The sequence below is a fragment of the Blautia sp. TM10-2 genome (genome assembly GCF_003480845.1).
GTDB lineage: Bacteria > Bacillota > Clostridia > Lachnospirales > Lachnospiraceae > Fusicatenibacter > Fusicatenibacter saccharivorans.
Genome location: NZ_QUJZ01000010.1, coordinates 156,885 through 169,553, shown reverse-complemented (window position 1 = coordinate 169,553; position 12,669 = coordinate 156,885). Strand labels below are relative to the sequence as shown.

Sequence of the window (12,669 nt, the reverse complement as noted above, 5' to 3'; positions counted from 1 at the left end):
GACTGTTATGGACTGGTTTTCACCGATTGATCCATCCAAAAAGAACAGCGAGTTTATTGCCGTGGAGAGCAAAAGCTTCTGGAAAGCGGCATGGGGAAGATTTAAGAAAAATCCAATGGCAGTTCTCGGACTGGTCGTCATCCTCCTTCTGGCGGTGATTTCCATTTTCGGGCCGATGATCAGCCCCTACGCATACGATGCACAGGACGCAGCCAATCAGTACGCAGGCTTTTCGGCACAGCATATTTTCGGAACCGACAAATTCGGCCGTGACGTATTTACAAGACTCTGCTACGGAGGCCGTATCAGCCTGGCGATCGGTTTTGGAGCAGCCGTCATCAACACCGTACTCGGTGTGGTGATCGGTGGACTGTGCGGCTACATTGGTGGAAAATTTGATAACTTTGTGATGCGTATTGTGGATATCATCTACGCAATGCCATCTATGATCTACGTTATTCTGATCATGATGGTTCTCGGATCGAATGTACGAAGCATTTTGATCGGTATCTGCATTCCGGGCTGGATCGGCATGGCGCGTCAGGTAAGAGGCCAGCTGATCGCCTTAAAGGAGCAGGAATTTTCCATGGCAGCACTCGTCATCGGAGCAAGCGATGCGAGAATTCTGTTCCGCCATCTGCTGATCAATGCCATCGGGCCGATCATCGTACAGATTACTTTCCTTGTTCCGAACGCCATTTTCACCGAAGCCTTCTTAAGCTTCATCGGAATCGGCATTTCCGCTCCGATGGCAAGCTGGGGTTCCATGGCACAGGATGCCCGTCAGGTGCTTACCATGCACCCGGGACAGCTGCTTTTGCCGACCATCTGCATCTGTATCACCATTTTCTCCCTGAACTTCCTCGGCGAGGGAATCGGCGATGCCTTTAATCCAAAGAAAACCAGGGGGTGAAGCGTATGAGTTTACTCGAAATCAGCCATCTCACAACAAAATTTGAAACGCAGCAGGGAACCGTCAGCGCAGTCCGCGATGTTTCCTACCATCTGGAAGAGGGCGAGGTACTTGGTATCGTCGGCGAGTCCGGTTCCGGAAAAAGTGTCGGCATGCTGACCCTGATGGGGCTTCTGGCATCGAACGGCAGAGTGGAAGAAGGAGAGATCCTTTTCGACGGAGAAAACATTTCTCCGCCGCACACGAAGGACCGGAAAGAAAAACGGGCTTATGAAAAGAAAATGCAGCAGATCCGCGGAAACCGCATCGGCATGATTTTCCAGGATCCGATGACATTTCTGAATCCGATCCTGAAAATCGGAATTCAGATGACAGAGGGAATTCGAAAGCATCAGAATTGCTCCCAAAAAGAGGCGGAAGCGAAAGCCATTGAGCTGATGCGGCAGGTCGGAATTCCAAGTCCGGAAAAACGGCTCGATCAGTATCCATTTGAATTTTCCGGCGGTATGCGGCAGAGAATCATCATTGCGACGGCTCTGGCGTGTGACCCGAAGCTGATTATCGCAGATGAGCCGACAACCGCACTGGATGTGACTGTACAGGCACAGATTCTGGAGCTTTTGAAAAAGCTGACAAAGGAAAAAGGAACCTCCGTTATTATGATTACCCACGACCTCGGCGTTGTCGCTTCTATGTGCGACCGGATCGCCATTATGTACGCAGGACAGATCGTAGAAGAGGGAACCGTCGATGAGATTTTCTACGAACCGCATCATCCGTACACGAAAGGTCTTCTGAACAGTATCAACAATTCGGCAAAGGATAACGACGAACCGCTCGTTCCGATTCCGGGAACACCGCCGGACCTCTTAAAGCTTCCGAAGGGCTGCGCATTTATGAGCCGCTGTCCTTACACTATGAAGATCTGTGAGGTACAGGCTTCTCCGGTGACAACCTACAGCGAGACGCACTGCTGCAGATGCTGGCTGGAATGTATGGATGAAACAAAGATTACAGTTTCCGGGGAGGAGGCGGCTGCCAATGAGTAAAAATGTACTGGAAGTAAAAAACCTGTGTAAATACTTTGATGTGAACAGAGGAATGAAGGGAGCACAGAAGGTCATCGCCGTAGATGGTATTTCCTTCGAGGTAAAAAAAGGGGAAACCTTCGGACTGGTCGGAGAATCCGGCTGTGGAAAAAGTACACTTGGCCGCACGATTTTACGGATCTATGAGCCGACAAAGGGCGAAATCGTTTTCGAGGGAGAAGATATCTCCAGGCTTTCCCGGAAAAAGATGCTTCCCTACCGGCAGAAGCTGCAAATGATCTTCCAGGATCCGTATGCATCCTTAAATCCCCGTTTTACCGTCGGTGAGATTATTGAGGAGCCGATGGTGATTCATCACATGTACGATGAAAAAAAGCGAAAAGAACGCGTGCAGGAGCTGCTGGAAACGGTTGGATTGAAACCGGACCACATCCGGAGATATCCGCATGAATTTTCCGGCGGCCAGAGACAGCGAATCGGAATTGCGAGAACGCTGGCACTCGAACCAGACTTTATCGTCTGCGACGAACCGATTTCGGCGCTCGACGTTTCCATCCAGGCACAGGTCATCAACCTTTTGGAGGATATTCAGAAAAAAGAGGGCATCAGCTATCTCTTTATCGCACACGATCTTGGCATGGTAAAGCATATCAGCCACCGGATCGGTGTCATGTATCTGGGACACATGGTAGAGATCGGAGAATCCAATGATGTTTACCGCCGTCCGCTTCACCCATATTCGAAGGCACTGCTTTCTGCAGAGCCGATCCCGGATCCGAAGACCGCAAGAAGCAGAAAACGAATCCTGCTGGAAGGCGAAATCCCAAGTCCGATCCATCCGCCGAAAGGATGCCCGTTCCACACGAGGTGCCCCTACGCTATGGAAGAATGCAGCCAGGCCCGCCCGGCAACGTATGATATTGAGGGCAGGAAAGTGGCTTGCTTCTTATATTCCCCGCGGTATTTGAGACAGAGGGAGGGTCTGGCAATCGAACCGCTGCTGGCCGGAGCAAAATAGAACCATTCCGGTGCGGCAGGTTTGGGAACAGAGGTTCCGGGGACCGGAGTTGTGTTTCAAAAAAGCATCAGCAGCAAAAGGAGGAGAACATTATGAGAAAATTATGGAAAGCAACAGCGACACTGGCAGCGGCTGTTCTTCTGGCAGGATCCCTTGCCGGATGCGGAAGCAGCGGAGGAAGCAGCAGCTCTTCCGGAGGAGGCAAAAGCGGCAGTACTTCCGATATGATTGTGACAACGATGTATACCGAGGCCGGAAGCCTGGACAGTGCAGGAGAGAGCGGTTTATGGTGGTGGTCCTACGATGATGTGTGTATGGCGCCGATCATGGAAATGAAAGAGGACGGTTCCTGGGATTACATTCTGGCAGAAAGCGTTGATGTCAATGAGGATATGACACAGTACACCGTTCACCTCCGCAGCGATGCAAAATGGAGCAACGGAGACGATGTGACAAGTGCCGATTTCAAAAATACCATTGTCCGCGCACTGGATCCGAACTGCAAGAGTGGTTATTCCTCAATGCTTTACCCGATTGTGGGAGCTGAGGAGATGTACAACGGAACCGGCGATGAGAGCGGTCTTGGCGTAGACACCAGCGATGATAAGACCATCGTATTCAACTTAAAGGAGCCGTGCGCTTACTTCGAACAGCTCTTTGTACTTCCGGTTTATATGCCGACGCATCGCGAGCTTCAGACAGAAACCAACGGCGACTGGGCAATGGGAAATGACATGGATGCGCTGGTAAGCTGCGGACCGTACTACCTCGCAGAGTATGTACCGAACCAGTACAGCGTTTATAAGAAAAATGAAAATTACGTTCAGGCAGACCGGATCAAAACCGATACGATCAAAAAGATGGTTATGGACGATACACAGTCCATCATCAATGCGTATAAATCCGGTGAGCTGAACTTTATCTCAGCAGATTATACCGTTATGGACGAGTATAAAGACAGCGATGAGCTGATTACTTCTCCGGCCATGACAAGCTACTACGTATTGTTTAATGTAAATGAAGCACCGTTTGACGATGTCCGTGTCCGCCAGGCGTTCTCTATGGCAGTCAACCGCGATGAGGTAGCTTCCGCGTGCGGTTCCTCTTATGAGGCAAGTGATTTCTTCGTAGCAAAACATCTGAAATCCTCCGCAAGCGGCAAGGACTGGGCAGAGGAAGTAGAGGAAGATCCGATCGGCTTTGATCCGGACAAGGCAAAAGAGCTTCTGGCAGAGGCCGGTTACCCGGATGGAGAAGGCTTCCCGGCCATCACCTACAAATACCCGAACCTCCAGCTCGACAGCGATATGGCACAGGCCCTGCAGGCACAGTGGAAAACAAACCTTGGCATCGAGGTGGAGCTTCAGGCAGAGGAGCAGCAGGTACAGGTAGCAGAGAGAAGATCCGGTGATTTCCAGCTTGCCCGCATGAGATGGACTGCAGACTTTACAGATCCGTTCACCTTCCTTTCCATGTACCGTTCCAACGACAGCTACAACGATAACAAGACCAACTGCCCGGAGTATGACGAACTGATGGCACAGTCGAATGAGGAAAGCGATCCGACCGCCAGATTTGAGCTGCTGCACCAGGCTGAGAGCGTACTGGTAAACGACTACTGCTTCGGCGTACCGGTACTGAATTCTTCCAATATTTATCTGGTAAGCACCGATATCACAAACTTTGAGATCGACCCGTCCAGAAACATGATCCGTACCAAATATCTGGTATTGGGAGACAGCTCTTCTGAGTCTTAAGCAAAAAATCGGAAAACGGGAAGGCTCTGCAGATGGCTTAGCAGCTGTTTCGAGGGGAGCCGTAAAACGGTAATTTTCCGGAAAAAAAACAATAGAAGCCGTGAAAACAGGAGGAAATGAATATGGAAGTAAATAAAATCATCAGCCACGCATTACAGAGCATGCCGCCGAGCAAACGTCAGAAGGCATTTGCGAAGGACACCTCAAAACTGATCCATATGGGATTAAACGAAAACAATTACGGAATGTCACCGAAGGCAGTGGCGGCACTGGAGGACTCTATGGCGGGAAGCCATTTTTATCCTGATTTTGCGGCAGTACTGCTGAAACAGAAGGTAGCGGAGCAGTACGGATTAAAAGCAGAAAATGTACTGACAGGCGCCGGATCGAGTGCGATGATCGATATGATCGGACTGACCTTTCTGGACGAGGGAGATGAGGTGCTGTTTTCCGCGCCGACCTACGGGGCATTTGCCGACATGGCGTATTTAAATGGCGGTGTGCCGGTCTCCGTACCGGTAACCGAGGAGCAGAAATTTAATCTCCCTGCCATGAAAGAAAAAATCGGTGAAAAAACAAAAATCGTGGTGATCTGCAATCCGAATAACCCGACCGGAACGTATGTGCCGATCGGGGAGCTGGAAGCATTCGCAGATACTCTTCCGGAGGACGTGCTGCTGGTGATGGATGAGGCATACATGGAGTTTGCCACCGAGCCGGACTGCTGCAGTATGGTTGATTATATGAAAGCGCATCCGGAAAAACCGATTCTGGTTCTCCGTACCTTTTCCAAATATTATGCGATGGCAGGCCTTCGTGTCGGCTATGCGCTGGGCTCCGAAGAGCTGATTGGAATCATGCGGAAATGTTCCGCTTCCTGGAACCTGAATGTCTGTGCCCAGAAAGCGGCAGTGGCAGGCCTGGCAGACCAGGAATATTATCAGGAGCAGAAAGCAAAAATCGTGGAGGGAAGAGAATATCTGGAAAAAGAGATGGCAGCGCTTGGCTGCAGGGTTTATCCGTCCCAGTCGAATTTCATCTACTTCGATACCGGAAAAGATCCTGCCTGGATTCAGGAACAGCTGATGGAAAAGGGCATCCGTATCGGCGCTTTTGAGATGAGCCGTGTGAGCGTGGGAACGATGGAGGAGTGTAAACTTTATATCAAAGCATTAAAAGAAATTCTGGAAGCGGCAGAGTGAAAAAAGGTTTTACGGTAAACGTTAAAAGATAGAATGAAAGAGAAAAAGACCGGATGAGAAGTAAAAAATCCGGTCTTTTTCTGCTGGTATGAGAACAGAAAAAGCGGATCAGCAGGTTGCATATTTCAGGTAAAAAAGGTATACTTATAAGTGATAAAAAGAGAAATATGTTAGCAGCAGCTAATAAGAAAAAAACAGAGAAAAAACATGGTTTTTGCAAATTAGTGCTTGCCATTCCATGAAAATTGGAATATTATATGTGCAAACGCCTATAGATGAAAAAACATGTATCACATCCTGAAAGGGGAAAGAAAATATGCTTTTTAAAACATACCAGAAGATCACGACGTTATTTAAAGAACATCATGGATATATGAGCTTCGCAGACCTCAGAGATCATCAGGTGACTGTACTGCAGCTGGCAGAAATGGAAGAGGAAGGAAGTCTGGAACGATTTGCACGCGGCTGGTACTGGTGCAAGGACTGTGGTTATGAAAAACCGGAAGACTATCAATATATTGAAATTGCGAAAGTAAACCCACGCGCAGTCATCTGCATGGACAGTGCTGCATGGCTTGCCGGAATGCTGAAAGAAGAGCCGGCTACGATTGCAGTTGCAACAGCACGGACAGACCGAAAAAAAATGGATCTGGAAAATTTTGAAATCAGACGTTTTTATTTCCAGAATGCCGATGTCCCGGGTGAAATCTGTGAGAAAAAGACAGAGTTTGGTTCCTACAAATATTATTCTCCGAAGAGAACCTTCTGTGACTGTCTGCGCATGAACAACAAGATGCCGGAGGAAGTAAAAGAAGAAATCCTCACCTGGTGCCGGAAACAGAAATATTCCAAAGAAGAGATTCTGGAATACGCGAACAAGCTCCGTGCGGTAAAAAATATCGAGGAAGAGTATCAGAAATAAAATTTCACAGGAATAGATAAGGGAAACTCCCGACGGAAGATCTTATACGAGAAATTCTGCCGGGAGTTTCTGCGTGTATATCAGATGGTTACGCATACACGATTTCCTCGTATGTTCCCCTGTGTTGTTCGCAAAAATCGCATAAAATGAGAAGCAAAGAGCAATACTTGACTAGCCGAACGGGAAACGCGGCGATATAATAGAGGCAACAAATTTCGGGAGGATTTTACCTATGAGTAAAGAGACGAGAGAGTATGCAAAACAGCTGGTTTCCCAGATGACGCTGGAAGAAAAAATGAGCCAGATGGTCTATCAGTCACCGGCGATCGAGCGTCTTGGCATTCCGGCATACAACTGGTGGAATGAAGCGCTGCACGGCGTGGCAAGAGCTGGTGTGGCAACGGTATTTCCGCAGGCTATTGGCCTTGCAGCAACGTTTGATAAAGAGCTGCTGCAGGAGATCGGTGATGTTGTTTCTACCGAGGGACGTGCAAAATTCAACGAGTTTTCGAGAAAAGGCGACCGCGGCATCTACAAAGGCCTGACCTTCTGGGCACCGAACGTCAACATTTTCCGTGATCCGAGATGGGGCCGTGGCCATGAGACATATGGTGAGGACCCGTATCTGACTGGTGAGCTCGGATGCGCCTACATCCGCGGATTACAGGGACCGGACCCGGATCACCCGAAGGCAGCGGCGTGTGCCAAACATTTCGCCGTCCACAGCGGCCCAGAGGCGATCCGCCATGAGTTTGACGCAAGAGTCAGCAAACATGATCTGTATGACACCTATCTGTATGCCTTCAAACGCTGTGTCAAGGATGCAAAAGTCGAGGCAGTCATGGGCGCGTATAACCGTGTCAACGGTGAACCGGCATGCGGAAGCAAGACATTGTTAAAGGACATCCTGCGCGATGAGTTCGGCTTTGAAGGCCATGTTGTCTCCGACTGCTGGGCAATCATAGATTTCCATGAGCACCACAGAGTGACCAAAAATGTAGAGGAGTCCGCAGCGCGTGCCGTCAACAACGGCTGTGACCTGAACTGCGGCGTTGCTTTCCTGCATCTGCCGAAAGCATACGAGGATGGCCTGGTATCCGAAGAGGCAATCACCGCGGCAGTTGAGCGCCTGATGGAAATCCGCATCCGCCTCGGTATGATGAAAGACTATCCGTCACCGTACGAAGATCTGTCCTACGATCTAGTCGAGTGCAAAGAGCATGTTGATCTGTCCGTCGAGGCAGCGAGAAGAAGTATGGTTCTGCTGAAAAATGAAAACAACATGCTGCCGCTCGATGTGAAGAAGATCCGCAGTATCGCCGTGATCGGACCGAACGCGAACTCGAGAGCAGCGCTGGTTGGAAACTATCAGGGAACATCGTCCAGATACATCACACCGCTGGAAGGAATTCAGCAGTATGTCGGTGATGATGTGAGAGTGACATACGCAGAGGGCTGCCATCTGTATAAAAATAAAGTCGAAGGACTCGGCGAGGACAAAGACCGTTTCAAAGAGGCTGTCATTGCCGCTGAGCACGCAGACGTTGTCGTTCTGTGCCTTGGACTTGATGCAACTGTTGAGGGCGAGGAAGGCGATGCCGGAAACGAATACGCGAGCGGCGATAAGCTGGGCCTCAATCTGCCGGGCTTACAGGAGGAACTGCTTGAGACAATCACAGCGGTTGGAAAACCGGTAGTCCTCGTTCTCTCGGCAGGAAGTGCCATCGACCTGTCCTGGGCCGAGGAGCATGTACCGGCTATCCTTGACAGCTGGTATCCGGGTGCGCGCGGCGGAAAAGCCGTGGCCGAGGCGCTGTTCGGCGATTATGCACCGAACGGAAAACTGCCGGTGACTTTCTATCAGGGAACAGAAAATCTGCCGGAGTTCACCGATTACAGCATGGCAGGACGAACCTACCGCTATACTGATAAAAATATTCTGTATCCATTTGGATATGGACTGACGTATGGAACAATTTCCTACAGCGGCGCAAAAACGGAGCAGGAGACGAGCGCGGTGCTCGACGATGTGACCGTGTGCACGAAGGTGAAGAATGAGAGTGCATATCCGCTGCATGAGAGCGTAGAGGTTTATGTGAAATACAAAAACGCACAGCCGGGTGAGCCAGGTTTCCAGTTAAAAGGCATCGCGTGCGTGGAACTGCAGGCAGGAGAAGAAAAAGAGGTTTCCGTGACACTGCATGCAAGAGATTTTGCTGTTATCACAGAGGACGGCGGATGTGTCGTACGGCCGGGCGAGTATGAAATCTCCATCGGCGGACAGCAGCCGGGCGAAAGAAGCCGCGCGCTGACAGGACGTGAGACAGAGATTCTGACGGTCAGAAAAGAAGGAAATGAAGAGAACGTCGAGTATTAAGTATTAGATAGAAATTGAAAAACGAAGAGGGAGGTGGAATCGTCTGCCTCCCTCTTTTGGTGACAGAATGGACGGCTTGGTGCGATGATCGCTGGAAATCTGCCGAACCTGCTTCATTTCCAGACCGGCGGACTGTATGGTGCTGCATCTTCGTGCACCGAAGGGAAAAGTGTCGGTTGAGGTGATGCTGAACCGTGCAAAATATTTTGACCGTACAGGAAAGGTCAACGATCACACGATTTATCTGAGCGGAAACCTAGGAAAAAATGCCCTGGAATTGGCCATGTGCCTGTCGGCAAAAGCAACGGGCGGCCGTGTGTATACCATGGGTCATACTCTGGTGATCGAAGAGGCAGAGAAGATTACCGAAAAGCTGGAGCGCGCGATGGCGCAGAGCAGAGAACACAAAATCATTCTCCTTCCGGCGCTGCCGAAGGCGTGGGATCATGGAGAAGTGAAAGGCCTGCGGCTGGTTGGAAATGCATCGATTGCACTTGCGTGGGAGAATGGAAAACTGACACGGTGTGCGGTTACGGCGGATCAGGCGTATGAAGGGGAAGTTGTGTATGGAGAGATGCGTCAAGCGGTAAAACTGGAAAAAGGTGAGACAGTTATGCTGGATGCGGTATTGCAGCTGCTTGAATCATAAACATGAAGATAGAAAATGCCGGGCAGAGAAAAATCTGTCCGGCGTTTTCAGCATATGTAAAGACTATAAGGCGATGGAGGAAAAAGAAGCTTCTTCTGCCAGCAGCAGGTGATAGTAATGCTCGGAATAGCGGCAGAGATAACCAGGCATTCCCCGATAAGAACTGGTTTCTAAAAACGCGGCTGCGACGCAGGTGCGGCATATCGGTTGCAAACGGCATTGACAGCATTGGGAACTTAGGGAAATCTTCTGTGCAGCGGCGGAAACTTTTTCCCAGGCGGAAATAAATCCAAGATCAAAAACAGGGGCGGAGATTTCGGATAACATCACACAGGGGAAAAGAAAGCCCTGCCAGTTGATGAAGAAGGAGCAGTTTCCGGCAAGACAGGAGATATGACCATTGTCCCGTGGAAAAGACGGATTGTTGACGCGGTGGATGGATTCATGAACGTACTGCCGGAAAATATCGCTGGTCAGCTGCAGTTTCAGTGTCTGCAGGGCAAGCGCAGCGGCGTCTTCCGGGTTCAGGCGGACCTGAGCATCAAAAGGAAGGGAGCGTTCCCGGACGGCGGGCATCATATAGTGATCGGCATGAACGGGGACTTCAAGCTTTTCTCCGAGAACAAAGATTTTTGGAAAATCATGCGCGTTCTTTTTAGTGACGCTACAGCTGATTTTGACATCAACGTTTCGTTCGCGGAGCAGACGGATGGCGCGGACGGTCTGATCAAAGCCCTGGGGGTAATGGCAGAGACGGTTATAGGAAGCGGCATCGGCACCGTAGAGCGTGATGTTAATGCGGCGCGGCCTGTACTCAGCAAAAAAATCAGCCCAGGATTCGCCCAGCAGGGTTCCATTGGTGTTGATGGTAAGAATCATACCCATGTTTCGAAGCTCAAGATATAGTGTTTTGAAATCAGGAAAGAGAAGTGGTTCACCGCCGGTCAGAAGAAGAAAAAGTGTACCGGCTTTTTGCATCTGCTGTGCAAGCAGAATCCATTCATCAACTGTGCGGAGTTGTCCCTGACATTCCATTTCTGAACGGGACAGACGGACATAACACATGTCGCAGTTCATATTGCAGAGTGGCAGAAGTTCAAGCGCGCCGGTAATAGGAATGTGCTGCTGGCGCGCTTTCTGGAGAAAAGAACGCTCGAAGGTGGAAGCGTCGTCCATGTAGTTCATAAAGGTTCCTCCGAAAAAAGTGGTTTGATGAACCAATTATTAATAGGTATAGTAAAGGATCGAAACGAGTGGGTTCGATCCTTTTGCTGTGGTTTGAAAAATTATTATTTAGTGGAAAAATCAGGATTTGGCGGTTTCCCAAGTATTGATGTCTAGTCTGGTAGTACAATGAACGTTTGTACCATTTTCGGTCCAGATGACAACGGGGGTTGCTTCATCATTGCGGGTAGACTGGTCATCTATAAAACCACTGATAAATCCACTGTCAGATTCCGCTTCATGAGTCTTGTTACAAGGATGATATCCAGAAAATTGAGCTTGAGAGCCCCAGCCTCCCCATGAGTCTTCTTTTGCGATATATTTTTTTTGCCCAGATCCATCATAATAATAAACATTATAATTATGACCGTATTGTCCAGCATCGCAGACAAATTTATAAACTTTCCCGCTATCCCCGCAGGCCGCCACATATTCATTTGCAGCAAATTCCTGAACCTCAACAACAGGTTCCATCCACTCTTTCTTCATAACGATATAACCTCCTCTAATAATGCATACCTTAAAGTATCATGCACAAAATTTAAAGCAGAATTTTGAATCGTATCTTCCGCAGCCTCATATTCCTCTAACGCCTGTGCAACGACTTCCGAAATGGTACGTGGCTGCTGAAAAGCATTCCAGAGAAATGCAGCGGTATCGTTTGGAACCATCACTGCATTCGAAATCTGACAGGCAGTCCCAACGGGAATAATCGCATATTCCCCTGCAATTTCACGCAGCAGATAATCGGAATTGACACGATATTTTTTTTCATTTATCTTTTGTAACAAATCCGACCGGGTCGGAGAAGCAATCGGTTCCATCACAAACTCCCCTCTTGCAAAATGCTGTGCCTTTTCAGGCAGAAAGTATTTCTGCAGTCAGCAAGAAAAATATGTAGAATGTTCGCAGAAATAAATTACATTTATCATTACAAAAAGATTATAGAAGAAGAACTAGGAAAAGTCAAGTAAAAACTGGAAAAAGATGGGAATGTAATCTGCTCAAAAACGAAAAACAAATCGCTGTGTGCGGACACTCCAGCGGTATCTGTGCGTGAGCCGTCCGAGACGATTTGGAAAATCTATGGCAGCGGATATGCTGGCGGCTTATTATGACAGAAGCACAGACACCGATGCACTATTTCAGAATTTAAAAATCGGCAGAAGTGAAACATATAAAAAACATCGGAATCAGTATGATGTAATAAAAACCAATATGCAGGAATTTTTAAGCGCAACAAGCGGCATTGACGAAATGCTGCGCATGCTGAACGACTATCTGATTTTTGATCTCAGAGAGCAGTACAGTCAGGTGCGCTTCCGTGATGAAAAGAATCTGGTACAGGTAATGAAAGATCTGACATACGATAACGAAAAAGAAAACGTATCCATTCCAAACCGCGAAGTATCCCAGGAGTATATCAACGCAATCAGCAGATTTCCATTCTGCAATACAACGATGAAAACTCGCTGTGGAAGAATATTTTTATCATTATTCTCGGTTCCTGTGTGTTCCGTGTGATCTGGGTGTACACGATTTTCGCGTATTTCCATAC

Annotated in this window: 12 protein-coding genes; 9 read left to right on the top strand and 3 right to left on the bottom strand. The window is 48.8% G+C overall.

Annotation, left to right across the window (positions count from 1 at the left end; translation table 11 throughout):
* Positions 1-7: 7 nt before the first annotated feature.
* The 8 genes from DXD92_RS18740 to DXD92_RS11810 all read left to right on the top strand — a co-directional run bounded on the left by DXD92_RS18740 (position 8) and on the right by DXD92_RS11810 (position 9,887).
* A complete protein-coding gene (locus DXD92_RS18740) occupies positions 8-913 on the top strand; it encodes an ABC transporter permease (protein WP_118601125.1) in 906 nt (301 codons plus the stop codon).
* Positions 914-918: 5 nt separating this feature from the next.
* On the top strand, positions 919-1,962 hold the full coding sequence (locus DXD92_RS11840; RefSeq protein WP_118640585.1) for an ABC transporter ATP-binding protein: 1,044 nt from the start codon (positions 919-921) through the stop codon (positions 1,960-1,962).
* Complete coding sequence (locus DXD92_RS11835) at positions 1,955-2,980, top strand: ABC transporter ATP-binding protein (protein ID WP_118640584.1); 1,026 nt, start codon at positions 1,955-1,957, stop codon at positions 2,978-2,980. Before DXD92_RS11840 ends, DXD92_RS11835 begins: the two co-directional genes overlap by 8 nt.
* A 92-nt stretch (positions 2,981-3,072) precedes the next feature.
* A complete protein-coding gene (locus tag DXD92_RS11830) occupies positions 3,073-4,737 on the top strand; it encodes a peptide ABC transporter substrate-binding protein (protein WP_118640583.1) in 1,665 nt (554 codons plus the stop codon).
* Positions 4,738-4,859: 122 nt separating this feature from the next.
* Positions 4,860-5,939: a histidinol-phosphate transaminase gene (hisC, locus tag DXD92_RS11825; RefSeq protein ID WP_158579800.1), complete on the top strand. Its 1,080-nt coding sequence runs from the start codon at positions 4,860-4,862 to the stop codon at positions 5,937-5,939.
* A gap of 316 nt (positions 5,940-6,255) precedes the next feature.
* The gene (locus tag DXD92_RS11820; RefSeq protein ID WP_022462444.1) at positions 6,256-6,861 is read left to right on the top strand and encodes a type IV toxin-antitoxin system AbiEi family antitoxin domain-containing protein; all 606 of its coding nucleotides are present in this window, start codon (positions 6,256-6,258) and stop codon (positions 6,859-6,861) included.
* Between the two features lie 199 nt (positions 6,862-7,060).
* Positions 7,061-9,238, top strand: coding sequence for a glycoside hydrolase family 3 C-terminal domain-containing protein (locus DXD92_RS11815; protein WP_305764453.1), 2,178 nt, complete (start codon positions 7,061-7,063; stop codon positions 9,236-9,238).
* 91 nt (positions 9,239-9,329) lie between these two features.
* On the top strand, positions 9,330-9,887 hold the full coding sequence (locus DXD92_RS11810; protein ID WP_330425658.1) for a glycoside hydrolase family 95-like protein: 558 nt from the start codon (positions 9,330-9,332) through the stop codon (positions 9,885-9,887).
* Between the two features lie 63 nt (positions 9,888-9,950).
* On the opposite strand, the gene DXD92_RS11805 is transcribed toward DXD92_RS11810, so the two are convergent.
* The 3 genes from DXD92_RS11805 to DXD92_RS11795 all read right to left on the bottom strand — a co-directional run bounded on the left by DXD92_RS11805 (position 9,951) and on the right by DXD92_RS11795 (position 11,935).
* Complete coding sequence (locus DXD92_RS11805; RefSeq protein WP_118640581.1) at positions 9,951-11,072, bottom strand: radical SAM protein; 1,122 nt, start codon at positions 11,070-11,072, stop codon at positions 9,951-9,953.
* 120 nt (positions 11,073-11,192) lie between these two features.
* The gene (locus DXD92_RS11800; RefSeq protein WP_118640580.1) at positions 11,193-11,600 is read right to left on the bottom strand and encodes a hypothetical protein; all 408 of its coding nucleotides are present in this window, start codon (positions 11,598-11,600) and stop codon (positions 11,193-11,195) included.
* Positions 11,597-11,935 (bottom strand): PqqD family protein, encoded by a 339-nt coding sequence (locus DXD92_RS11795; protein WP_022462364.1) that lies wholly within the window; start codon positions 11,933-11,935, stop codon positions 11,597-11,599. Before DXD92_RS11795 ends, DXD92_RS11800 begins: the two co-directional genes overlap by 4 nt.
* Before the next feature lie 205 nt (positions 11,936-12,140).
* Here DXD92_RS11795 and DXD92_RS11790 point away from each other — a divergent pair, with 205 nt between their 5' ends.
* Entirely contained in the window at positions 12,141-12,635 is a 495-nt protein-coding gene (locus DXD92_RS11790; RefSeq protein ID WP_256372477.1) for an AAA family ATPase, read from the top strand.
* The last annotated feature ends 34 nt before the right edge of the window (positions 12,636-12,669 follow it).

Coding starts and splice junctions, on each gene's coding strand:
- DXD92_RS18740 (WP_118601125.1), top strand. CDS start 8: ATGGACTGGTTTTCACCGATTGATCCATCCAAAAAGAACAGCGAGTTT.
- DXD92_RS11840 (WP_118640585.1), top strand. CDS start 919: ATGAGTTTACTCGAAATCAGCCATCTCACAACAAAATTTGAAACGCAG.
- DXD92_RS11835 (WP_118640584.1), top strand. CDS start 1,955: ATGAGTAAAAATGTACTGGAAGTAAAAAACCTGTGTAAATACTTTGAT.
- DXD92_RS11830 (WP_118640583.1), top strand. CDS start 3,073: ATGAGAAAATTATGGAAAGCAACAGCGACACTGGCAGCGGCTGTTCTT.
- hisC (WP_158579800.1), top strand. CDS start 4,860: ATGGAAGTAAATAAAATCATCAGCCACGCATTACAGAGCATGCCGCCG.
- DXD92_RS11820 (WP_022462444.1), top strand. CDS start 6,256: ATGCTTTTTAAAACATACCAGAAGATCACGACGTTATTTAAAGAACAT.
- DXD92_RS11805 (WP_118640581.1), bottom strand. CDS start 11,072: ATGAACTACATGGACGACGCTTCCACCTTCGAGCGTTCTTTTCTCCAG.
- DXD92_RS11800 (WP_118640580.1), bottom strand. CDS start 11,600: ATGAAGAAAGAGTGGATGGAACCTGTTGTTGAGGTTCAGGAATTTGCT.
- DXD92_RS11795 (WP_022462364.1), bottom strand. CDS start 11,935: ATGGAACCGATTGCTTCTCCGACCCGGTCGGATTTGTTACAAAAGATA.